This is a genomic window from Mycobacterium szulgai, assembly GCF_002116635.1.
In the GTDB taxonomy this organism is placed as follows: Bacteria; Actinomycetota; Actinomycetes; order Mycobacteriales; family Mycobacteriaceae; genus Mycobacterium; species Mycobacterium szulgai.
In genome coordinates this window covers 229,167-253,714 of record NZ_LQPW01000031.1, presented here as the reverse complement: position 1 = coordinate 253,714, position 24,548 = coordinate 229,167, and the positions used below count along the sequence as shown (strand labels likewise).

Sequence of the window (24,548 nt, the reverse complement as noted above, 5' to 3'; positions counted from 1 at the left end):
CCAATGTTACATTTTTTCTACAACTGCACAAGCGCTGTAATACTACCGCGGATGGGCGGCGAAGAACTTCCACAACATCTGGGTGGCCACCGCGGGCCATTCGTGGCCTCCGTCGTCGACGGTGACGAGCACGACGCTGCGGTTGTTCGGGCATGCCGCGGTCGATGTGGTGACCAGACCGTTGGTACTGCCCCACGGAGCGTCGCACTGGTCGACGTTGCGCCAGAAGGCATTCAGCTGCTGAACAGATGGCCCGTTGATATGGGCCATACCCGCGCCGGGGCCGCCGGTGTATCGGACAAGGGGATCCCCGGTGCCGTGTATGTGCATGACGGACGTCGGATGCGGGGTCCGGCACGGATCCAGCTGCGTTCCTGAAACAGGGCCGATCGCGGCGAAAATCTGGGTGTTGCACGCCAGCGTGTAGGACATGATGGCGCCGTTGCTCATCCCGGTGGCATAGATCCTGGCGGTATCGATGCGGACGTTCTTAGCGATCTCTGCGACGGTCGCGCTGATGAATGCGACGTCATCGACACCGTCGCGGGCGGACCTGCCGCAGCAACCGCCGCCGTTGGCGTTCCAGGCGCGGTGGAAGCCATTCGGATACACCACGGCGAATTTCTCCGACTCGGCCAATTCGTCCCAGTCGTAAGACCTTTCGGCTTGCTTGGCACTGCCAAAACCACCATGAAGCATGACGACCAGCGGCGCCGACGCGGGCAAGCCAGCGGGTTTATAGAGCCGGTAGGTGCGTTCGACGCCGCCGACATTAATCGTGTGGAAGCTGGTGCCGGTCCCGAAACCCGCCGGTGGCAGCGCGCTCCGGTGTGCGCAGCCCACGAGCACGAGTACAACGCCCAAGAAGGTGAAGACCCGATGAAGCATGCGTTAACCGTAGGCTGCGAGGCCCCGGTTGAACACGCCTTAAAATCAGCCGCTTGTTCCTTCGCGCAGAAACGCGATGTCATCCTTGCGGCCCTCGTCGGCGGTTTCGCAGATCACCGGCGCGTCGGCGGCGGTGACGACGGCCAGCAACAGCTCCGGATCGATCTGACCGGTGCCGAAGTTGGCGTGCCGGTCCGCACCGGATCCCGCCGCGTCTCTGGAGTCGTTGCAGTGCACCAGATCGATACGTCCGGTTAGCGCCCGGATGCGGTCGACGGCGTCAATCAGCTGCTCCCCTGCCGCCCAGGCGTGGCAGGTGTCCAGACAGAAGCCGATGCCGGTATCGCCGATGTGATCCCACAGCCGGCCGATGGTGTCGAAGTAACGGGCCATCGCGTGCTCGCCGCCGGCGGTGTTTTCCAGGTAGACCTGCACGTCGGTTTCGAGATACTGCAGCGCCTTGACCCACCGCTCGAAGCCGGCTTCCATGTCATCGTCGTCGGCGTGTCCGCCGTGCACGATGACGGCCGTCGCGTTGATTTCCGCGGCAGCATCACAGGTGTCCTGCAGGATCTTTCGCGATGGAATGCGGATGCGGTTGTTGGCCGACGCGACGTTGATGAGATATGGCGCGTGGACGTACAGCGGCACGGTGGACGCCTTCAGCCTGTCGGCGTCGTCCCGCGGCTTGGGTTTCTTCCAGCTCTGCGGGTTGCCGAGGAAGAACTGCACCACGTCGGCGCCGTCTGCTTGGGCGGCGGCCAGGGGATCGTCCTGGTGGACATGCGAACCGATGAGCACGTCAGCCAGTTTAGTAAGTGGCGCCGACGCAGGCTGCGCGCTGAGTGACTTTCGCTGGCTGACAGTCCAACTAGCACTTCCGCCCCATGCAGCCAGAACTGCGTATTGACAACGCTGGTGTACGGGGGATGGCGCGGCGTTGGCGTGCTTCGGCAGGCGAGTTACCTGCGGCATCGGGTTCGGCGCAGCTCGGGTCGCCGAGCCGGGCCAGTGCGGCTGCAGTCGCTGCTGCCCGCTGCGACATCACTGCTTTTACAGCAGCGCCGGCTGGGCGGATCGGCACCCACGCAACTGGCGCGGCCGAAGCCGATATTGGCTATGTTGCGAATGATGCTCATTCTGCCGAGGAGCTGGGCCGTCTCGCCCACCCGGTCGTCGGCGGGTAACGGTGTCAGCGGTTGCCGGGTTTCCGGGCCTCTCGGAATTGTTGGCCCGGCCCACCGAACACTTAACGGAATCAGCCGGCCGCTGGGCGGCACGTATGTCTGGCTAATCACGACGGCCAAGCATGGCTGATAGGCGTCGGGTCGCAGACGTTCGCTGTGCACGTGGGTGAAGCTAGCCGCCCGTTCGGCCGCGAACGTGCGGCTAGCGGCACACTCGGCCGGGACCGCACCTCCTCCCCTTCAACTCTGGGTCACCTGCCAACGAGCATCGCGGCTCCGTCTAGTGATCAGAAGCCAGCGGTGGCCTCCGACGGTGGAACGCGGTGCTCTGCTGGAATGCGTGGCCGGCGCGAATGAGCAACTGCTCGGCAAATTCTCGGCCGATGAACTGAACCCCAAGCGGCGTTCCGCGCGGCGTGACTCCGGCGGGCAGGCATATCGCGGGGTGGCCACTGACGTTGAACGGCGCCGTCGGTGCCGCCAACATGGCGGTCAGCTGCGCGTCCTGCCCCAGCTTCAGCATGGTTTGCACTGTCGGAGAACCGATTCCGGAGCTGGGCATTAGCACAATGTCCACGTCTTCGAACACCCGCCGCAGCCGTCCGGTGAAGTCGAGGCGCTGCCTGACCAGCGTCTGATACTCCACAGCGCTCAGCCCACGGCCGATTTCAATGATCGCGCGCAGCGTCGGTCCGTACTCCTCGGCACGCGCCGGATAGGTACGGGCGTGCGCGACGGCCGTCTCGACCGCGCGTAACTTCCCGAACACGGCCACGATCGGAGCGAGCACGGGCAGCGTCACTTCGACGACTGGCCAACCGAGAGCCTCGAGCGTCGTAACCACTTGATCCATCATGGATTTCGTATCCGCGTCAAAGGCGGTCAGCTGGGCCCAGTCAACGCCCACGCGCGGCGCCCGCAGCAAGGCGAGGTCGGCCGTGTAGTCCGGCACCGGATCCAGCGACGCGGTCGGATCGTTGACGTCGGACCCGGCCATGACATTCAGCAATGCTCCGGCATCCCGGGCACTTCGGGCGATAGGCCCGACATGGTCGAAAGTGGCTGCCAATTCCACGATTCCGTGCCGACTGACCCGGCCCCACGTCGGTTTAATACCCGTCACACCACACATGCTCGCCGGGAATCGGATCGATCCCCCGGTGTCTGACCCGACCGAACCGAAGCACAATCCCGCCGCAGTAGCCACGCCGCAACCGCTGGACGACACCCCCGCCCAAGTCTGCGGGTCCCACGGGTTCACCGGCACCGGGAGATCGGGGTGATAGCCAAGGTATGCGCCCTCTGTCATGGCCAGTTTGCCGATGATCACCGCGCCCGCCGCGCGCAGCCGCGCGACAACCGTCGCGTCGTAATGGGGCCGAAAATCACGAAAGATGGTGGTGCCCGCCGCGGTCGGAGCGTCGACCGTGTAGCAGAGATCTTTCACACCGATAGGCACACCATGTAAGACACCGCGATAGCGGCCGTCGGCGATCTCTGCGTCCGCCGCCCGCGCGGCCCGCAAGGCGGGTTCCGCGGCGACGAACGCGTAGCTCTTGAGCCGAAAATCGCATGAATCGATCCGCCGCAGAGTCGAGTCCGTCACCTCTTCCGAGGTGAGTTGCCGGGTACGAATAAGTCCGGCGAGTTCTGTTAGCTCGAACTTCCAGATTTCGTCCTGGTCTTGCGACGGGTCGGCTACTTCGTCGAATCCCATTGCACCGCTTGGTTATTAGCGATCAGCGCATCGATATCCGAATCGTCATAGCCCGCCTCTCGAAGGACCTCAGACGTGTGCTCGCCAAGCATCGGCGGCGGATATCGCAACCATCCTTCGTCTCCTCCGCCGATATTGATGGACTGGCCAAGCAGTTTCAGTGTGCCCAGCGAGCTGTGCTGAGCAGTGGCGACCATATCGAGACCCGCGGTTATCGGATGCTCCAGGGCCTGGTCAACGGTGAGTACCGGTCCGCACGGAACGCCGTGCGGGCCAACGATCTCAAGCCATTCGCTGGTCGTCTTGGACGCCAGCACGCCTTCAATAAGTCGGCGTAGCTCGCCGCGGTGTTGCATCCGCGCAGTGTTGTCGAAGAAGCGCTCGTCCTTCGCCCACGCCTGCGTTCCCAACGCGGCGCACAGCCGCTGCCACATCTTGTCGCTGCCGCATGCCAAAGTCATTGCGCCATCGCGGGTTTTGAACGTGCCCTGTGGGAACAGAATCGGATGATCGTTACCGTCCTGCCCGGGCACGACGCCGATACTGAGGTACTTCTGCGCTTGATAGGACAGCATGGTGAGCATCGACTGCATCAGCGATGCTTCGACGACCGCGCCGACACCGGTGCGCTCCCGTTCATAAAGGGCGGCAAGGACTCCCATGGCACCGAACACGCCGGTCGCCGAATCCGTGACGGCAATCCCGGCCCGCAGCGGCCCGGTTTCGGCCGTGCCGGTAATGCTCATCAAGCCCGACATCGCCTGGGCTGTCTGATCGAATCCGGGCAGTGCCGACCCTGGTGGACGCTGACCGAACCCGCTCACCGAGACGTACACCAGCCGCGGATACAACCCCCGCAACGTTTCTGCGCCCAAGCCCATGGCTTCAGCCGTGCCGGGCTTGAAGTTGTGCACGAACACATCGGCGTCGCGAATCAACGCCCGGCAGGCCGACATACCTTCGGCGGTGTGCAGATCCAGAGCTACGCTGCGCTTGTTTCGGTTGGACGCGAGGAAGAAGACGCTCTCGGTGCCGTGGAATGGCCCAGACTCGCGAGCCGGATCGCCGGCCGGCAGTGCCTCCACCTTGATGACATCCGCACCCAGGTCCGCTAGCAGCATCGTGAGCGTGGGACCAGACAAGTACCGAGTCAGGTCCAGCACGCGCACGCCCTCCAGCGCCGCCATGTCAGACGCTGCCCTCGAACATGGGTGGACGGCCCTGACTGAACGCCGCCACGCCTTCGCGGAGGTCCGCACCCTCATAGGCTTCGACATTGAACCGCAGCAGGGCGTCCGTATCGGCCGGGGTAAGCGCTCGCCCGTGCATGTCGGCAACCGCTTTGGAGGCGCGCATGGTCACCGCGGACTGGCGGCAGATCTGGCACACCAACCGCGCCGTTGCGTCCGCCAAATCCGCTGAGGCGACGACCTTTTGCACCAGCCCCCAGCGCGCGGCGTCGGCTACACCGACCAGTTCCCCACTGAACAACAGGTACTTCAGAGCCGCCGGACCAATGAGTCGTGCGACGGAGTCGGCCTCAGTGAACCCGAGGATCACCCCGAGCTTGCCGATCGGGATGCCGAATCGGGCATCCTCGGTCGCGATGCGAACATCGCAAGCGGTGATTAGCTCGCAACCGCCGCCGACGGCCAGCCCGCGGATCGCCGCAATCACCGGAACCGGCACCGCGGCGACCGCCCTCAGACAGGCGGCCACGCTCTCGTTGTAGTGGGTGGCATCGGCCGCGGTCATCCGGGTGTCCGGAAACTCCTTGATGTCGGCGCCGGCGGCGAACGCCTTGTCACCCGCGCCCCGAACCACTACGGCCCGCAGCCCCGATTCGGCCGAGAGACCGTCGAATACCAGCTTGAGCCGGCGCCAGCCCGCCAAGTTCAGCGCGTTCTGCGCCTGCGGATGACTCAGCGTCACTACTGCGACATCCCGATAGCGTTGCAGCGCAACACGATCGACGACCGCCTCAAGCGGCGGAGCGGCGAGCAACAAGTGGCGTATCGCCTGTTGCTGCTGTTCGCCGTCCGCCTGAGCGGCCGCCAGGGGATCGTCTTGGTCGCTGTACGAACAGGTAGGCACGTAGCCGAGTTTAAGGCCAGTTTGAGTGACTTTTGCTGCGGGGCAATCCCAAAGACTGCTTGCCATGCCGGAGCAGCCACGGGTGGAGCATGCGCGACGCCGGGCGGCCCGGCGCTTTGAGGTCACGACGGTCGAAGTGCCGTCGGGTTGGTATTCGACGAGTTCACCGGCGTCGTTGAGGGCGACGGTGGTGGTGCCGCGCTGGGCAAGGGCCTGACCGTAATTCGAGTGCGCCAGGCTCTCCTGGATGGCCGCTGAAATCTCGGCGTTGAACACTACACCCTCCTCGACGGTTAGCTCGCGCAATCCGAGCCGGCCGGCCAGAGCGGCTTCGACCCGCTGGCGCGCGGCGCTGTGCTGACTGGACACCGCACGTCCCACCCTGGCCCAGTGATCGAGCTGCTGCTTGGCGGATCGGCTCTGCCGCCTGCCTTCAAAGGCGGCGCTGTCCAACAGATCTGCGGCGACACGGGTGACTCGATCGGCAGCCTCAGCCACGGCTGCCCACTTGTAGCATGATGTTACAAACGTAGCAGTGTGCTACAGAGTCATCAGCGGCGCAGCAGCGCCATGATTTGTGGCAGGGCCTCCCTGGCCGCGATCTGGCCGGCTTCGCGGGCGCGATCGATCTGGTAGTACTCCATCAACCCAACGTCAACCGGGTTGGGCTTGATCACGACATCGGCCTGGGCCAGCGCCGCCGTCGATGACATCGCGCTACTGATGGTCATCGTGCGCATCAGGGTGTCGACCATGCCGGGTACCCGTGGGCCGCGCCTATGCCTCACGCCGGCGGCGGGACCCGGGCTGCCGCCAGAGGCGACGCTCACCGCGACCAGGGGACCGTCTTGCCCGGCCAGCGCATCGACCGGAACGTTGTCCAGCACTCCACCATCGACGTGCAGCGCACCGTTATAGACCATTGGCGCATATAACACGGGCAGCCGCAGCGAACAGGCGAGGACGTCGGCGAGCCGACCGCGACGGTGCACTACGAGGCGCCTCGCCAGTAAGTCGACGCTGACGCAGCGGAATTCTTTTGGCAACTCTTCCACCGATTGCTCGCCGAAAGCGTGCCGCAGCGTGGCCACGGTGCGATGCCCACGGATGAGTCCCTTGCTCGGCAACGTGTAGTCGCCGTGGCTCTTGCGCACGAAGTCCTCATAAATCCGCGCGTCGATACCGGCGGCGTCCAGGCCGCTGGCAGCCAGGGCGGCGATGACCGCGCCCATGCTGGTGCCGGCGAACCGGTCGACGGTGATTCCGGCTGCCTCCAGCTCGTCGAGGACGCCGAGGTGGGCAAGTGCCCGGGCGCTGCCACCGCTGAGGACCAACCCTACGGATTTGCCCGCGATACGCGCTGCCAGCGGGCGCAGATCCTCGTCACCTCGGTCCGGACGGACCGTGTGCACCGATCGTGGCGTAACCAATTGCTCCCACGCGCGCAGTTGCTCAGGGTCAGCGTACGGTCCCACCAGCACCAGATCAGCGTCCGTGGCTCGCAAGGGCAGCGGCCGCTGCGGCGGGGCCGGGTCACCCACGACCAATACGACACGATCTGCGACACGCAAACAGAAGTCCCGCCACTCCGGGTCATCAACTCCCGCGTGCAACACCACCCGGTCCGCGGCGCGCTCTGCGCGCTCCAGCCCGTCGCGGTCAACCGGGCCGGGTGCGACCGCCCGTAGCCGAGGCGACAGAGCCGCACACAATCCGGCCGCCACCATTGCTACCGGCGCGTTGGCGTCCGCACCGATGACAGTTACCACCGCCTCCTGCGTTGTCCGGAACGCCACCCGCGGCGTTTGGTGCTCCCGATGGGCCAGTACCCGAACGATCGCCCCGAGGATGCGGGCATCGGCGGCCTTCTCGAATTCAGCCGCGGTCAGCTTGTCGAACTCGGTGTTGGTAAGGCGGGTCAGCAGCGAGTCTCGCACCGCCCGAACCGAGGCCCAGCGGGGCGCGCCGATCAGCAATCCGCGCTCGCCGACCAGCTCGCCGCGACCCAGCTCGGCGACGAGGCCCTCCGCGTCGAGGACTTGCAGTCGGCCCGCTTGCACCACATAGAGCGCATCCGACGTATCGCCTGCGTGGTACAAGTACGACCCAGCCGATATCTCGACCTGTTCGCCGCGGCTGGCAATTTCGGCCAGGGTGACTTCGTCTAGCCCGGTCGAGGGCAGCGGATCTGCCTGTCCGGTGACGTCGCGGCGAGCGGGAAACACCGGTGCGGGCGGTTCCGGAGCCTGCGGCCTTGGCTGGCCGCCCGGTGCGGCCACAGACTCGACCAATTTGGGCGCGGCGTGGCGGGCGCGGCCCAACAACACCGCGCCCGTCGCGACCGCCACGAAACATACAGCTGCCAGCACCCAGCCGCGGCGCAACGCCTCTTCGGCCGCGGCCGGTGTCGGCGTACCGACCAAGATCACCAGCAGCACCACACCCAGCACGGCGCCGACTTGACGGATAGTGCCGGTTACCGCGGACGCGGTCGCGTAGCTGCCACCCGCGGCCAGCCCCGATAAGGCGGCGCTGCCGAGCAGCGGAAACGTTGCGCCAACCCCAATGCCTTGCAATAGCTGCCCGGGCAACCATTCGCCGAGGAAATCAGGGGTGGAGCCGACGCATTTCAGGTACCACAACAGACTGCTGGCCCAGATCAACGCCCCGATGCCGATGATGACGCGATAACCGTGCCGGTCAGCGACGCGTCCCAGCACTGCTGCGACGAAGGCCGCGACTAGCGCGGAAGGGGCGACCGCGAGTCCAGCCTGCAGCAGCGTGTAGCCCCACACGTAGTTGAGGAACAACACGTGGGTTAGCAGATAGGCGTAGAAACCGGCGGCGGCGATTGCGGTCAATCCAGTGCCGACGGCGAAGGACCGGATGCGCAGCAGGGCGGGCTCGATCAGCGGAGCCGGATGGTATCGGGAGCTGAGCACAAATCCGGCCATCGAGACTGCCGCGGCGATCAGCGTCCCGATCGTCGATGCGCTGTCCCACCCCCAGTCGGGGCCTTTGATCAGGCCGAGGGTCAGCAGCCCCAACGCGACCGCGAGCAACACCGCTCCGCGCAAATCGGGGACGCGCCGCCGGCCCGCGGCCCGGCTCTCCACCAGCGAGCGGCGAGCTGCAAACACAGCCAAAATTCCCAGCGGAACGTTCACCAGGAACACCCACCGCCAGTTGGCCGCCTCGACGAGCGCACCGCCGATGGGCGGGCCCAGCCCGGCCGCGATGGCTCCAGCCGCGCCCCACAGGGCTACTCCATGCGCGCGCCGGCTGAGTTCGAAGCCCTCGACGACCAGCCCAAGCGATGCCGGGACCAGGATCGCCGCGCCGACGCCCTGCAACAAGCGGAACGCGATCAGCTGCCCGCTGCTGTCGGCGGCAGCGCACAGTGCTGATGCGACCGTGAACAACAGCACGCCATTGACGAACATCCGCTTGCGTCCAAGCAGGTCGGCAAGCCGGCCCGCGGCCACCAGGAACGCCGCGAAGACGATGTTGTAACCGTTGAGCACCCACGACAGGCTGCTGAGGTTGCTATGGAAATACCTCTGGATGTCCGGAAACGCGACGTTCACGATCGTCGAGTCCAGGAAAGCAAGGAAGGCGCCAAAAGCCGCGACGAGCAATACGACTGTCGACGAGGGCTGGCGGCGGCGTGCAAGCGGCGGGGGGCCCCCGCGATGACGCGGCCGCTCAAGCGTAGGTGCAACCGCGGACTGGCTGGGGGCGGAGACGGAATGGACGGAAATCGCAGGCTCCAAAACTATGTATGTGATACTATTGCCTAGGTGTACGATCGCGTAATGTACGGCATACCTGTTGCGTCCGCTACCCAAGCCGTACGATGCCTTCACTTTTCGTTGGTGAGCCGACAGATGGGCAGTGATTGCCAGCCGATTCGGATTTGGGCGAGGTCTACTCGGCGCGAAAGGGAGACCTGAGAAAGCAGATGAACGCATCGACGCCTGCCGATAATCACGTTGTTATTGTCGGCGCCGGAATCGCGGGTATGACCGCTGCGACCACTTTGGCCGAGGCAGGCGTACTAGTTACCTTGTGCGAAGCAGCATCCGAAGCCGGGGGAAAGGCCAAGAGTCTTCGCCGAGCCGACGGTCATCCGATCGAACACAGCATGCGAATCTATCTAGATTATTACCAAACGCTGTTGACGCTGTTGTCGCGCATTCCCAACGATAACGGCGAAACCATCCTGGACAATTTGGTCGGCGTCAGTGCCATCAGAATTACCGAAAAGGGAGTCATTGGACGCCCGGCCGTGCCTTCTGCGCTGCAGCGTCGGCACCGCGCATCCTTGCGATTCTTCGCGACGGTCCACAAACCGATTCGGCAACTCGCCCGGATCTTAGCGCGCAGCATCATGGTCGTTATCGGGCTGGGGCGAATGGGAGTGCCACCGGCCGACACCATCCACTATTTGCGGGCTCATCTGCGGCTGATGTGGATGTGCCGGGAGCGATTTTTCGCTGAGCTGGGCGATATTTCATATGCGGACTTCCTGCAACTCCACCGCAGGTCAGCGCGGGCGCAAGCGTTCTTCGCCGCGTTGCCGCAGATTTTCGTGGCGGCCCGCCCCAACGCCGAAGCAGCAGCAATAGCCCCTATCATCCTCAAGGCTCTGTTTCATTTGACGAGCAACCCCGCCGCTCTGGATAACCTAAAGTTGCCATCGGTCATGATGATGAACGGCCCGACAAGTGAACGAATGATCGACCCTTGGATTCGTCACCTCCAGAGCCGCGGCGTCGACATACTTTTCGACACGCGCATTGATGATATCGAGTTCGAGCACGGCCGTATCACCGCAGTAATTACATGCGACGGCCGCAGACTCGCCTGCGACTACGCAATTCTCGCCCTGCCCTACTTGACGCTGCGGCAGCTGGCGAACAAGGACCACGTCAGGCAACACCTACCGCACCTCACTGGTACGCATGCGATTTCGCTCGAGTCGTCGAACGGAATCCAATGCTTCCTGCCCGAAATCCCCTGGACGTGGCCGGCGCACATGCGACCCGGAGTTCCCGCCAGTTATTTGGAAAGCGAATGGTCACTGGTTTCTGTTGTCCAGGGAGAAGGCTTTTGGAAAGATGTCCGCCTCCCCGCGGGGACCAAGTACGTTCTATCAATGACCTGGAGCGATGTGGATAAGCCCGGACGGGTTTTCCACCGGCCATTGAGCGAATGTAGCCCGGACGAAATTTTGACCGAATGCTTGGCGCAGTGCGGTCTCGATCGGCCCGAGATAATCGGCTGGCAGATCGATTACGAGCTCAAGTATGTGGGCGAGGCGGACTACGAAAGCACGTCGGGCGAACTTCCTCCGCATCTTGTGTACGCCCCTGCGGGCGGGAGGCGCATGGTGAATCTTTCGCCATTGACGATTCTGATGCCGGGCGCCCAGCGCCATTCGCCGCGTGTTCACACCGAGGTGCCCAACCTTTTTCTTGCCGGTGAAGCGACCTATTCGCCGGACCTCACGTTCTTTGTTCCCACGATGGAGAAGGCCGCCAGCTCCGGATATTTGGCCGCACAAGAGGTCGCGAGCTGCGCAGTTCCAGGCGCCAGCTCGCCGTGGGAGATTCAGTTTCGCGATCCCATCCCGTTCGGCATTCTCCGCCGCGCGGACCGATGGTGGTGGAACCGCCGACGGAACCGCCGACCGACGACACCGTCAACCCGTGGCCTAGACCCGGTCGGAGACGGGGCGGCGCGGCCCTCCCACGTCGCAACGTAGCTGCCACCCGCCCGTTGGGATAGCAAGCGGACAGACACTTCGATCGACGGCGTCCGGCCTATGGTCGAACGGTGACCATCACCTACGACGAGGCGCTGCGTGAGCAGATCCGGGCGCGCTTGGCGGGTCATGATCGTGGGCTTGCCGTTCACCCCGCGCGTACGTGAAGCTAGCCGCAAGTTGGGTCACGAACGTGAAGCTGGCGGCGCGAAGGCGACAGACGATCCAGGCACATGAAAAACCCCGGGCCGCTTTGGTTGGCCCGGGGCTTTCTCGTGAGCTGACTAGCGGTAGTCGCTGTAGCCGTAGTCGTCCAGTGGAACCGCGGCACCAGTGGCCTGGCCGAAGTCCGGGCTGTAGTACTGATCCTCGTAGGACGGGATCGTGTACGCCGCGGCGCGGGCCTCCTCGGTGGGCTGAACCTGGATGTTGCGGTAACGGTTGATACCGGTACCGGCCGGGATCAGCTTGCCGATGATCACGTTCTCCTTCAGACCGTTGAGCTTGTCGCTGCGGCAGTTGATCGCCGCATCGGTCAGCACCCGCGTGGTCTCCTGGAACGACGCCGCACTCAACCACGAGTCGGTGGCCAGCGACGCCTTGGTGATACCCATCAGCACCGGCCGGCCGGCCGCGGGCTCGCCGCCCTCAGCCACCACCCGACGGTTCTCCGCCTCGAACTCCGCACGGTCGATCAGCGAGCCGGGCAGGAACTCCGTCGAACCCGAGTCGATGATGGTGACGCGGCGCAGCATCTGGCGCACGATCACCTCGATGTGCTTGTCGTGGATCGACACACCCTGAGCCCGGTAGACCTCCTGGACCTCGCGGACCAAGTGGATCTGCACCTCGCGCGGGCCCTGGACACGCAGCACCTCGTGCGGGTCGGCAGAGCCTTCCATCAGCTGCTGACCGACCTCGACGTGGTCGCCGTCGGACAGCACTCGCTCGGAACCGTCCTCGTGCTTGAACACCCGCAGCCGCTGGCGCTTGGACAGCTTGTCGTAGACCACTTCCTCGCCGCCGTCGTCGGGAACGATGGTGATCTTGTAGAAGCGCTCACCATCCTCGAGCCGCACCCGTCCGGTGACATCGGCAATCGGCGCCTTACCGCGCGGAACCCGGGCCTCGAACAGCTCCTGGACACGCGGCAGACCGCCGGTGATGTCCTCACCCACACCACCCTGGTGGAAGGTACGCATGGTCAGCTGCGTGCCGGGCTCGCCGATGGACTGGGCTGCGACGATGCCGACGGCCTCGCCGATGTCGACCAGCTTGCCGGTGGCCATCGACCGCCCGTAGCAGGTCGCGCAGACGCCGGTGCCGGTGGTGCAGGTGAGCACCGAACGCACCTTGATCTGCGTGATACCCGCAGCCAGTAGGGCTTCGATCGACGGGTCGCCCAGGTCCTCGCCACGTGCGACGACGACGTTGCCCGCCTCGTCGACCGCGTCGGCACCCAAAGTCCGTGCGTACGCCGAGGTTTCGATGTACGGGTCGCGGATCAGAGTGCCGTCCGGCTGACGCTCGGCCAGCTCGACGACGATGCCGCGCTCGGTCTGGCAGTCGTGCTCGCGCACGATCACGTCCTGGGACACGTCCACCAGACGACGGGTCAGGTAGCCCGAGTCTGCGGTACGCAATGCCGTGTCCGCCAAGCCCTTTCGTGCACCGTGGGTGTTGATGAAGTACTCCAGCACGGTCAGGCCCTCACGGAAGGAGGACTTGACCGGACGCGGGATGAACTCACCCTTGGGGTTGGTCACCAAACCCTTCATGCCGGCCAGCGTTCGCGTCTGGGTGAAGTTACCCGTGGCCCCCGAGTCGACGATCGTGATGATCGGGTTGTCGGCGGGGTAGTGCTCCCGCAGCGCCTGACCGACCTCGTCGGTGGCTTCCTTCCAGATCTCCACCAGTGCCTCGTTGCGCTCGTCATGGTTCAAAGCGCCACGCTGGAACTGCTTCTCGACCTTGTCGGCCCGCTCCTCGTAGTGGTCGAGGATCTCCTTCTTACGAGGCGGCACCAGCACGTCGGCCATGGAGACCGTGACACCACTACGGGTCGCCCAGTAGAAACCGGCGTCCTTCAGCTTGTCGACGGTCTGTGCGACGACGATCATCGGGTAGCGCTCGGCCAGGTCGTTGATGATCGCGGCCTGCACCTTCTTGTGCATCTGCTTGTTCACGAACGGATAGCCCAGCGGCAGCAGCTCGTTGAAGAGCACCCGGCCCAGCGTGGTCTCGGCCACCCAGGCATCGCCCGGCTGCCAGCCGTTGGCGCCGAACAGCTCGGCCTCGATCTCAGCCGGCGGACGCAGCTGAGTCAGCCGCACCTTGATCTTGGCGCGCACCGACAACACACCTCGGTCGGAGGCCATGATCGCTTCGGCCGGCGAGGAATACACACCTGCCTCGGGGCTGTCCTTACCGGCCGGGTGGTATTCGCCCTTGTCGCCGGCGACCTCGGTGGTCAGGAAGTACAGCCCGGTCACCATGTCCAGTCGGGGCATGGCCAGCGGCCGGCCGGATGCCGGCGACAGGATGTTGTTAGACGACAGCATCAAGATGCGAGCCTCGGCCTGCGCCTCCGCGGACAGCGGCAGGTGCACAGCCATCTGGTCACCGTCGAAGTCGGCGTTGAACGCCTCACACACCAACGGGTGCAGCTGAATTGCCTTGCCTTCCACCAGCATTGGCTCGAAAGCCTGGATGCCCAGCCGGTGCAGGGTGGGTGCCCGGTTCAGCAGCACCGGGTGCTCGGCGATGACTTCCTCGAGCACGTCCCACACCTGCGGACGCTGACGCTCCACCATCCGCTTGGCGCTCTTGATGTTCTGCGCGTGGTTGAGGTCAACCAGCCGCTTCATCACGAACGGCTTGAACAGCTCCAGCGCCATCAGCTTGGGCAGACCGCACTGGTGCAGCTTGAGCTGCGGGCCGACCACGATGACCGAACGGCCCGAGTAGTCGACGCGCTTACCTAGCAGGTTCTGCCGGAACCGGCCCTGCTTGCCCTTGAGCAGATCCGACAGCGACTTCAGCGGACGGTTGCCCGGCCCGGTGACGGGGCGGCCGCGACGTCCGTTGTCGAACAGCGCGTCCACCGACTCCTGCAACATCCGCTTCTCGTTGTTGACGATGATCTCGGGCGCGCCGAGGTCGATCAGCCTCTTGAGCCGGTTGTTGCGGTTGATCACGCGGCGGTACAGGTCGTTGAGGTCGGAGGTGGCAAAACGGCCACCATCGAGCTGCACCATTGGGCGCAGTTCCGGCGGGATGACCGGCACCGCGTCGAGCACCATGCCCATCGGCGAATTACCCGACTGCTGGAAGGCCGCGACCACCTTGAGGCGCTTGAGGGCACGAAGCTTCTTCTGCCCCTTGCCACTTCGGATGACCTCACGCAGATTCTCTGCCTCGGCGTCGATGTCGAAGTTCTCGATCAGCTTCTGAATCGACTCCGCACCCATTGCGCCGGTGAAGTACTCGCCGTAGCGGTCCTGCAGCTCGCGGTAGAGGTTCTCGTCCACGATCAGCTGCTTGGGCGCCAGCTTGGTGAAGGTGGTCCAGATGTCCTCCAGCCGGTCCAGCTCACGCTGGGCACGGTCGCGGAGCTGACGCATCTCGCGCTCGCCGCCGTCGCGAACCTTGCGCTTGGCGTCGGCCTTGGCGCCCTCTGCCTCCAGCTCGGCCAGGTCGGCTTCCAGCTTCTGGGCCCGGGCCTCGAGGTCAGCGTCACGCTGGTCCTCAACGCCCTTGCGCTCCACCACCATTTCGGCTTCGAGCGTGGACAGTTCGTTATGCCGCATCTCGTCATCGACCGCGGTGATCACATACGCCGCGAAGTAGATGATCTTTTCCAGGTCCTTGGGCGCCAGGTCGAGCAGATATCCCAGCCGCGACGGCACACCCTTGAAGTACCAGATGTGGGTGACCGGTGCGGCCAGCTCGATGTGGCCCATCCGCTCACGACGCACCTTGGCGCGGGTCACCTCGACGCCACAGCGCTCACAGATGATGCCCTTGAAACGAACCCGCTTGTACTTGCCGCAGTAGCACTCCCAGTCGCGAGTAGGTCCGAAGATCTTCTCGCAGAACAGGCCGTCCTTCTCTGGCTTGAGCGTGCGGTAGTTGATGGTCTCCGGCTTCTTGACCTCGCCGTAGGACCATTGCCTGATGTCCTCCGCAGTAGCCAGGCCAATACGGAGTTCATCGAAGAAGTTGACGTCTAGCACGTAACTCCCTTTCCCCTAACGGGTTTAGTGACCAAATACTTAAGCGAGATCCTCGACAGAGGCTGATTCGTTGCGCGACAGGTTGATTCCCAGGTTGGCCGCGGCCCGCTCCAGGTCTTCGTCCTCGCCCTCACGCAGCTCGATCGCTGCGCCGTCGGACGACAACACCTCGACGTTGAGGCACAGCGATTGCAGCTCCTTGAGCAGCACCTTGAACGACTCCGGAATGCCCGGCTCCGGGATGTTCTCGCCCTTGACGATCGCCTCGTAGACCTTGACCCGGCCGACGGTGTCGTCGGACTTGATGGTCAGCAGCTCCTGCAGCGTGTACGCGGCGCCGTAGGCCTGCATGGCCCAGCACTCCATTTCACCGAACCGCTGGCCACCGAACTGGGCCTTACCACCCAACGGCTGCTGGGTGATCATCGAGTACGGACCGGTCGAGCGAGCGTGGATCTTGTCGTCCACCAGGTGGTGCAGCTTCATGATGTACATGTAGCCAACCGTCACCGGGTACGGGAACGGCTCACCGCTGCGGCCGTCGAACAGCACGGCCTTGCCGTCGGCGTCGACCATCACATCGTCGTCGCGGTTGGGCAGCGTGCAGGACAGTAGGCCCTGCAGCTCCTCTTCCTTGGCGCCATCGAACACCGGAGTCGACACGATCTGGTTCGGCTGAGCGTGCCGCAGCTCCTCGGGGAGGTTGACCGCCCACTCCGGAGCACCTTCGATGTTCCAGCCGGCCTTGGCCACCCACCCCAGGTGGGTTTCCAGGATCTGGCCGATGTTCATACGTCGCGGCACACCGTGGGTGTTCAGGATGATGTCCACCGGGGTGCCGTCCGGCAGGAACGGCATGTCCTCGACGGGCAAGATCTTGCCGATAACGCCCTTGTTACCGTGCCGGCCGGCCAGCTTGTCACCGTCGGAGATCTTGCGCTTCTGGGCCACGTAGACGCGGACCAGCTCGTTGACGCCGGCAGGCAGTTCGTCGTCGTCCTCGCGGGAGAACACGCGAATGCCGATCACCTTGCCGGATTCACCGTGCGGCACCTTCAGTGAGGTGTCGCGGACCTCGCGGGCCTTCTCACCGAAGATGGCACGCAGCAACCGCTCCTCCGGGGTCAGCTCGGTCTCACCCTTGGGGGTCACCTTGCCGACCAGGATGTCACCGTCGCGAACCTCGGCGCCGATGCGCACGATGCCACGCTCGTCCAAGTCGGCCAGCACCTCGTCGGACACGTTCGGGATGTCCCGGGTGATCTCCTCGGCGCCCAGCTTGGTGTCGCGGGCGTCGATCTCATGCTCTTCGATGTGGATCGAGGTGAGCACGTCCTCTTCAACCAGCCGGTTGGAGAGGATGATGGCGTCCTCGTAGTTGTGGCCTTCCCACGGCATGATGGCGACGAGCAGGTTCTTGCCCAGCGCCATTTCGCCGTTCTCGGTGCAGGGACCGTCGGCGATCACCTGGCCGGCCTCGACGCGCTCGCCGGCATCCACGATCGGCGACTGGTTGGCGCAGGTGCCGTGGTTGGACCGGGCGAACTTGCGCATCCGGTAGGTGCGCCGGGTGCCGGCGTCGTGCATGACGGTGATGTAGTCGGCCGACACCTCCTCGATGACGCCCGCCTCCTCTGCGACGACGACGTCGCCGGCATCGATGGCCGCGCGCAACTCCATACCGGTACCCACCAGCGGTGCCTCGCTGCGCACCAGCGGAACCGCCTGGCGCTGCATGTTGGCACCCATCAGGGCGCGGTTGGCGTCGTCGTGCTCGAGGAACGGAATCATCGCGGTGGCCACCGACACCATCTGGCGCGGCGACACGTCCATGTAGTCCACCTCGGAGGAGGGCACGTACTCGACCTCGCCCGCCTTGCGGCGGACCAGGACACGTCCCTCGACGAACCGTCCGTCGGCGTCGATCGGCGAGTTGGCCTGCGCCACGACGTGGCGGTCCTCCTCGTCGGCGGTCAGGTAGTGGATCTCATCCGTGACAACTCCGCTGACGACGCGTCTATACGGCGTCTCGATGAACCCGAACGGGTTGACCCGTGCGTACACCGACAGCGACCCGATCAGACCGATATTCGGACCCTCCGGGGTCTCGATCGGGCACATCCGGCCGTAGTGCGACGGGTGCACGTCACGGACCTCCAGCCCGGCCCGCTCACGGGACAGACCGCCCGGCCCCAAAGCGGACAGACGCCGCTTGTGCGTCAGACCGGAGAGCGGGTTGTTCTGGTCCATGAACTGCGAGAGCTGGCTGGTGCCGAAGAACTCCTTGATCGCGGCGACGACGGGCCGGATGTTGATCAGGGTCTGCGGCGTGATCGCCTCGACGTCCTGGGTGGTCATCCGCTCGCGCACGACGCGCTCCATCCGGGACATGCCGACCCGGATCTGGTTCTGAATCAACTCGCCCACGGTGCGCAACCGGCGGTTGCCGAAGTGGTCGATGTCGTCGGTCTCCACCGGCACCTCGGTGCCGCCGGGAACGGTCATCGTGGTCTGGCCCTCGTGCAGCCGAACCAGGTACTCGATGGTGGCGACGACATCCTCTTCGGTCAGCGTCGAACTGGTGATCGGCTCGCCGACGTTCAGACCGAGCTTTTTGTTGACCTTGTAACGGCCGACGCGAGCCAGGTCGTAGCGCTTCTCCTTGAAGAACAGATTCTCCAGCAGGGTCTGCGCGGACTCCTTGGTCGGCGGCTCGCCCGGACGCAGCTTGCGGTAGATGTCCAGCAGTGCCTCGTCGGTGCCGACGGTGTTGTCCTTCTCCAGCGTCGACATCATGATCTCGGAGAAGCCGAACCGCTCGGTGATCTGTTCGCTCGTCCAGCCCAGCGCCTTGAGCAGCACGGTCACGGGCTGGCGACGCTTGCGGTCGATACGCACACCAACGGTGTCGCGCTTGTCGACGTCGAACTCCAGCCACGCGCCGCGGCTCGGGATCACCTTGACGCTGTGCAGCATCTTCTCGGTGGACTTGTCGATGGTCTCGTCGAAGTAGACGCCGGGCGAACGGACCAGCTGGCTGACCACAACACGCTCGGTCCCGTTGATGATGAAGGTGCCCTTCTCGGTCATCATCGGGAAGTCGCCCATGAACACCGTCTGGCTCTTGATCTCGCCGGTGTTGTTGTTGATGAACTCGGCCGTGACGAACAGCGGGGCCGCGTACGTCATGTCCTTGTCTTTGCACTCGTCGACCGGTGCCTTGACTTCGTCAAAACGGGGGTCGGAGAAAGACAGCGACATCGACCCGGAGAAGTCCTCGATCGGCGACAACTCGTACAGCACCTCTTCGAGGCCGCCGACCGGCTTCACGTCGCCGCGTCGAGCGGCGGATTCGCGCCAGCGCTGCGAGCCGATCAGCCACTCGAACGAATCGGTCTGAACGTCAAGCAGCCCCGGAACCTCAAGCGGTTCGCGGAGCTTGGCGAAGGAAACTCGGTTGGGCGCTCCCGGTACGGAGCTGTTTGAAGAACTTTGCGGGGGGCTAGCGTCTGTCTTGCTCTGGCGGAAATCAGCCAAGATGCGTCCTTCCAGCACCTCGTGCGACTAACGGGAGCCCTATGAGGAGCCGGTGCCCGCCGGGCCTGTTCGCCGCAGGTAATTTATCGGTTCGGCCGGCGGACGAACTGTCCGGATCTCACGCACGCAACCGATAGCTGAGCCTGAAAATGGGCTCAGGCTAGGACCACGGTGTCAAGTGGCGGGTGAGGTGGGCAGGAAGTAGCCAGCGCAACGTCCAACAATAGCGCAGACGCGCGTATTCCTCAAATACCCACGACAGGTAGCCGTGCTCGGGGACCGGCGCTGGCTGGCGATCTCGAATCGCCCCGGACACGTGCGATACATGCTGCCCAACAGATTGACCCGTTTAGGCTCCGGCGTCAAGAGGAGGGGCGGCGAGTTACACCAAGTTATTGCGAGTTATTCGGAAAATCATCTGGTGACCGGCGCGCTGAAACGTCGGGAACCCCACGCAATCACGCTGAGCGAAGTGCTTTAGAACTCGTGCGACTGGTACTTGTGAGTGCCCTCGAGGTCGTCGAGGATCGCCGCCTGGGCGTCTTTGGGCAGCGTGTGCAGCATCGCGCGGACGCGGGCCTGGCGGCGGGCGACCGCCTTGCGCTCCGGCATACCGGGCGAGGCGACGATCTGCGGCGGCACGCCTTCGATTTCCTCCACACCGCCGGCGTGCTGACCGGCGTCGAGCGCGGCCTGCTCTTCGGCCATGGTGGCCTCGTCCTTTTCTTCGGACATACCGATCGGCCCGATGCGTCGGCCATTGAGGAATTGCCGAACCACCGGTTCATCGCTGGTCAGCAGCACTTCGCGGGGCCCGAACATGACCAGGTGCTTGCGGAACAACATGCCCATGTTGTCGGGCACCGTGCGGGCGATGTTGATGTTGTGCGTCACGATCAGGATGGTCGCGTCGATCTGGGCATTGATGTCCATGATCAGCTGGCTCAGGTAGGCCGTACGCACCGGGTCCAGACCCGAGTCGGGCTCGTCACAAAGGATGATCTGCGGGTCGAGCACCAGGGCGCGGGCCAGACCGGCACGCTTGCGCATACCGCCGGAAATCTCGCCGGGGAACTTCTTCTCGTCGCCACCAAGACCCACCATGGTCAGCTTCTCCATGACGATGTCACGGATTTCTTTTTCCTTCTTCTTGGTGTGCTCACGCAACGGGAAGGCGGTGTTGTCGTAGAGGTTCATCGAACCGAACAGCGCGCCGTCCTGGAACAGCACACCGAACAGCGTGCGGATCTCGTACAGTTCCTTGGCCGAGCATTCGATGATGTCGGTGCCGTCGATGATGATCGAACCGCGCTCCGGTCGCAGCAGACCGATGAGGGACTTGAGGAACACCGACTTGCCGGTACCCGAGGGGCCCAGCAACACGCTAACCTCCCCGGCGGGGATCTCGAGCGTGACGTCTTCCCAGATCCTCGAGGATCCGAACGACTTCGTGAGTCCGTTGACCTCGATGCTGACGCCCATGGGAAATCCTTCCGCCGTCGCGCGTATCCGCCACCTGCCCCTTTTTGTGGCTTGAGTCACTGTAGCGCACGGGTGGCGCCCGACATCAGGGTTGCCGAGGTAACGATCTGTTGGTCCGTTAGCCCGCGGGCGCCCAGTTGCCGTGGAAGCCCATCGGGACTCGTTGTGGCAGATGCACCGTAGCAACCGGCTCCAAAGTCTGGGCATCCAGCAACAGCAACTGGCCTTCGTCTTGCTGACGGTGATAGCCGTAGCCCATGAGGATGCCGTCGTCTTCGGCCTTGCTCTCCGGATTCGGCACGAATGACATCTCGCCGAGCAGCAGGGCGGGGTCGAGCGCGGCGGTTTGGCTGGATCCAGTCGCGTAGTCGTACTTGTACAGCGAGGTGGACATCTCGGATGCACCGCCGGACAGGTAGCCGCCGTTGAAGCCCAGCACATAGCCGAACCGGTGTTTGCCGCCCAACAGCGTCTCGTTGATCCGCGGGAATTCCTGCGACCGGTCGTCATGGCATTGCGTACTCACCGCGCCGGTGTCCAGATTGATGGTCCAGCGGTCCAGCGACGGCTGGGTGTCGCCGGGGCCGCGCCGGTCGCGGTCGAACATCCGCGCATAACGAACGACGTCGAGGACCAGCACCTCAGCGCTTCCTTGAGAGCCGTCACGCACCTCGGAGTAAGCATTGAGCGGGTGGTAGACGTAACAGGGCTCGATGTCGAACCAGCGCATGTCCCGGTTGCCACCCTCGCGCGGCATGACCCCGATCCGTGCCGGATAGTCGGAATTCCAGGCGTAGGGCATGCGGTCGGACGGCTTGATGTTGCGGTTGACCCTCGCGGCGATCGGGTCGGGTACGCGCACGCGTCCGACCAGTGACTGCATCGCCAGCTGGCCCGCCAGCCCCAGCCAGCGCGGCACCTTCACCGGCAGCAGCTGCACCGGGTCGAATGTCACCGGCAGGTCGTAGATCACCACATATTTGTCGGTCAGCGAGAAGTCGTGCATCATCGGCGACCCGCTCACCTCTATGTCCACCGTGCGACGCGCGCGCCCCCGGGTGTCGATCACCGAGTACTGCACGCTTTTCCCGCGGGCGAACGAGTAGGACACGGCGTGCAGCTCGCCCGTACGGGGGTCGCGGTGCGGGTGGGCGGTGTAGCCGCCGGTGAGGGTGCCGTCGAAGTCGCAGGTTCCCACGGTGTCGAGCTCATCGGTGAGTTCGTAGTTGGCGACGCCGCCCTCGACGAGCGCCAGAGTTCGTCCGGCGTGCGTCAGCACATTGGTGTTTGCCCCCAGGGACAGCATGCCCGCGCGCGGGTTGAGCCGTGCGGGCGCCGGCTCGCCGAGTGCGGCGCAGACGGGCTGGCTGCGCACCCAGCGGTTGCGGTACCAGCGCGCCTGACCGCCCTGCAGCGCGACCCCGTGCACCATTCCGTCGCCGCTGAACCAGTGATAGGTGGCCCGGTCGACCTCGGCGGCCGGGTTGGGACCGTTGCGCAGATAGCGTCCGTCTAGATGGTCCGGAAGGTGCCCAGTGACCGGCAGATCGGTAGCGGTTACTTCGGTACTGACCGGCGCCAGGAAGCCGTCGAGATAGGGGTTCGCGGATTCAGCGGTCTGCATGGCCGTCATGGCTGAGCTCCTATAACATTGTTATTACGCTGTTATGGCACGGTACGCCGCCGATGAGAAGATGGCAATATGTCGAGAGAGATGTCTGGAGAGATGTCTAGAGAGGCGGCTGAAGCGACTACCGGGGAGATGACTTCGCTAACGCCACGCAGCGTTCGCGAGGAGATGCTGCACGCCGCGGTCCGCCTGCTGCACGAACACGGGCCCGACGCGCTGCAAACCCGCAAGATAGCCGGCGCCGCCGGCACCTCCACGATGGCGGTATACACCCATTTCGGCGGAATGCGCGAGCTGATCGCCGAGGTCGCCGAGGAGGGTTTACGGCAATTCGACGCCGCGCTCAGCCTGCCCCAGACCGATGATCCGGTCGCCGACCTAGTGGCCACCGGTGCCGCCTACCGGCGCTATGCCATCGAGCGGCCGCACATGTACCGCCTGATGTTCGGCAGCACCAGCGCGCACGGCATCAACGCACCGACTCGCAACGTGCTGACCCTGCCCCTCACTGAGATCGAGGAGCACCACCCCAGTTTCGCGCACGTGGTGCGCGGGGTGCACCGGTCGATGCTGGCGGGCCGCATAACCCAGCCCGAGTCCGATGCAGCGGTGGTGGCCACGGCCTGCCAGTTCTGGGCAACGATGCACGGCTTCGTGATGCTGGAACTGGCCGGTTTCATCGGCGACGAGGGAGCGGCCGTCGCATCGGTGCTCGGCTCGATGGTCACGAACCTGCTTGTCGCCCTGGGCGATTCACCCGAGCAGGCAAAGCAGTCGCTGCGGGGGGCGTTCGGCTCTGGGTGAAACCCGGGCACACGAAAGCCCCCGGGGCCCCCGGGGGCTTTCGTGTAGTTGACTTACTTGACGCTGACGGTGGCGCCGGCGGCCTCGAGCTTGGCCTTGGCCTCGTCGGCGGCTTCCTTGGCGACCTTCTCCAGTAGCGGCTTGGGAGCGCTGTCGACCAGGTCCTTGGCCTCCTTGAGGCCCAGACCGGAGACGATCTCACGGACCACCTTGATGACGCCGATCTTCTTGTCGCCGGCGGCCTCGAGGATCACGTCGAACTCGGACTGCTCCTCGGCGGCCTCGGCGGCGCCGCCGGCCGGTGCGGCACCCGCGGCGGCGACGGCGACCGGAGCGGCCGCGGTGACCTCGAAGGTCTCCTCGAACTTCTTGACGAAGTCGGAGAGTTCCAACAGGGTCATTTCCTTGAAGGCGTCAAGCAGTTCGTCGCTGGAGAGCTTGGGCATGGTGTGGGTCCTTCCTGGTTCTTACGGGTTATTCGGCTGATGCTGGTTCTGCAGCCGGTGCTTCGGGGGCCGGCGTCTCGACTGCCGGTGCTGCTGCGGCTGGCTCTGATTCCTTCTTTTCCTGCAGGGCGGCCAACAGCCGGGCCATCTGCGATGCGGGCGCGTTGAACAGCCCCGCGGCCTTGGCGAGGTTGCCCTTCATCGCGCCGGCCAGCTTGGCCAGCAGCACCTCGCGGGATTCCAGGTCGGCGATGCGCTCGACCTCGGCGACGGTCAATGGGTGACCGTCCATGTAGCCGCCCTTGATGACCAGCGCCTTGTGTTCTTTGGCGAAGGTCTTGAGGGCTTTGGCCGCGTCGACCGGCTCTCCGGTGACGAACGCGATCGCCGTGGGCCCGGCGAACAGCTCATCGAGCCCCTCGATACCGGCTTCTGAGGCCGCTCGCTTGATGAGGGTGTTCTTGGCTACCGCGTAGGTGGCCGACTCCCCCAGCGACCGGCGCAACTCGGCCAGGTTGGCAACCGACAGGCCCCGGTATTCGGTGATGACGGTCGCGGTCGAGGCCTTGAAGTGCTCGGTGATGTCTGCAACGGCGGTGGCCTTGTCAGACCTGGCCATGCATGCCTCCTGAAAAGTGTGAGAACGCCTGAGAACGACGAACGCCCCGGCGCAGGAATGGCCGGGGCGTAAATATGGGCCGGCGGGTACGCCGGCATTACTGCCTCGTCCTCCTGCGTGGGCCGCCGGGATGTTCCCGGAC

14 protein-coding genes and 1 pseudogene are annotated in these 24,548 nt (G+C 64.7%); 2 read left to right on the top strand and 13 right to left on the bottom strand.

Annotated elements, in window-relative coordinates:
• Positions 1-42: 42 nt before the first annotated feature.
• From AWC27_RS08245 to AWC27_RS08210, 7 genes and pseudogenes are all read right to left on the bottom strand, one after another.
• Positions 43-888, bottom strand: coding sequence for an extracellular catalytic domain type 1 short-chain-length polyhydroxyalkanoate depolymerase (locus tag AWC27_RS08245; RefSeq protein WP_085670018.1), 846 nt, complete (start codon positions 886-888; stop codon positions 43-45).
• Between the two features lie 45 nt (positions 889-933).
• A complete protein-coding gene (locus AWC27_RS08240; protein WP_083112859.1) occupies positions 934-1,689 on the bottom strand; it encodes a deoxyribonuclease IV in 756 nt (251 codons plus the stop codon).
• 666 nt (positions 1,690-2,355) lie between these two features.
• Positions 2,356-3,792: an amidase gene (locus tag AWC27_RS08230; RefSeq protein WP_085670016.1), complete on the bottom strand. Its 1,437-nt coding sequence runs from the start codon at positions 3,790-3,792 to the stop codon at positions 2,356-2,358.
• The gene (locus AWC27_RS08225) at positions 3,774-4,979 is read right to left on the bottom strand and encodes a CaiB/BaiF CoA transferase family protein (protein ID WP_085670015.1); all 1,206 of its coding nucleotides are present in this window, start codon (positions 4,977-4,979) and stop codon (positions 3,774-3,776) included. The genes AWC27_RS08230 and AWC27_RS08225 overlap by 19 nt, the downstream gene beginning before the upstream one ends.
• A 1-nt stretch (position 4,980) precedes the next feature.
• Positions 4,981-5,952 carry an enoyl-CoA hydratase/isomerase family protein gene (locus AWC27_RS08220; protein ID WP_085670080.1) on the bottom strand — a complete coding sequence of 324 codons (972 nt, stop codon included), beginning with the start codon at positions 5,950-5,952 and terminating at the stop codon, positions 4,981-4,983.
• A gap of 45 nt (positions 5,953-5,997) precedes the next feature.
• Positions 5,998-6,384: pseudogene (locus AWC27_RS08215) on the bottom strand (TA system antitoxin ParD family protein); the annotation flags it as partial.
• Between the two features lie 53 nt (positions 6,385-6,437).
• Positions 6,438-9,524, bottom strand: a complete 3,087-nt coding sequence (locus AWC27_RS08210; protein WP_245846927.1) for an MFS transporter — start codon at positions 9,522-9,524, stop codon at positions 6,438-6,440.
• A gap of 323 nt (positions 9,525-9,847) precedes the next feature.
• On the opposite strand from AWC27_RS08210, the gene AWC27_RS08205 reads away from it, so the two are divergent.
• On the top strand, positions 9,848-11,653 hold the full coding sequence (locus tag AWC27_RS08205) for a hydroxysqualene dehydroxylase (RefSeq protein WP_085670013.1): 1,806 nt from the start codon (positions 9,848-9,850) through the stop codon (positions 11,651-11,653).
• A 284-nt stretch (positions 11,654-11,937) separates the two neighbouring features.
• Here the strand turns inward: AWC27_RS08205 and AWC27_RS08200 are convergent, their stop codons facing one another.
• From AWC27_RS08200 to AWC27_RS08185, 4 genes are all read right to left on the bottom strand, one after another.
• The gene (locus AWC27_RS08200) at positions 11,938-15,888 is read right to left on the bottom strand and encodes a DNA-directed RNA polymerase subunit beta' (RefSeq protein WP_085670012.1); all 3,951 of its coding nucleotides are present in this window, start codon (positions 15,886-15,888) and stop codon (positions 11,938-11,940) included.
• A gap of 39 nt (positions 15,889-15,927) precedes the next feature.
• Positions 15,928-19,425 carry a DNA-directed RNA polymerase subunit beta gene (gene rpoB / locus AWC27_RS08195; RefSeq protein WP_139836832.1) on the bottom strand — a complete coding sequence of 1,166 codons (3,498 nt, stop codon included), beginning with the start codon at positions 19,423-19,425 and terminating at the stop codon, positions 15,928-15,930.
• 477 nt (positions 19,426-19,902) lie between these two features.
• Positions 19,903-20,907 (bottom strand): ABC transporter ATP-binding protein, encoded by a 1,005-nt coding sequence (locus AWC27_RS08190; protein WP_083112867.1) that lies wholly within the window; start codon positions 20,905-20,907, stop codon positions 19,903-19,905.
• Positions 20,908-21,025: 118 nt separating this feature from the next.
• On the bottom strand, positions 21,026-22,540 hold the full coding sequence (locus tag AWC27_RS08185) for a carotenoid oxygenase family protein (RefSeq protein ID WP_085670010.1): 1,515 nt from the start codon (positions 22,538-22,540) through the stop codon (positions 21,026-21,028).
• A 129-nt stretch (positions 22,541-22,669) separates the two neighbouring features.
• On the opposite strand from AWC27_RS08185, the gene AWC27_RS08180 reads away from it, so the two are divergent.
• Positions 22,670-23,341: a TetR/AcrR family transcriptional regulator gene (locus tag AWC27_RS08180; protein ID WP_085670009.1), complete on the top strand. Its 672-nt coding sequence runs from the start codon at positions 22,670-22,672 to the stop codon at positions 23,339-23,341.
• A 53-nt stretch (positions 23,342-23,394) separates the two neighbouring features.
• Here the strand turns inward: AWC27_RS08180 and rplL are convergent, their stop codons facing one another.
• Both rplL and rplJ read right to left on the bottom strand, forming a co-directional pair.
• Complete coding sequence (rplL, locus tag AWC27_RS08175; protein WP_083112869.1) at positions 23,395-23,787, bottom strand: 50S ribosomal protein L7/L12; 393 nt, start codon at positions 23,785-23,787, stop codon at positions 23,395-23,397.
• 28 nt (positions 23,788-23,815) lie between these two features.
• Positions 23,816-24,406, bottom strand: a complete 591-nt coding sequence (gene rplJ, locus AWC27_RS08170; RefSeq protein WP_085670008.1) for a 50S ribosomal protein L10 — start codon at positions 24,404-24,406, stop codon at positions 23,816-23,818.
• Positions 24,407-24,548: the final 142 nt, after the last annotated feature.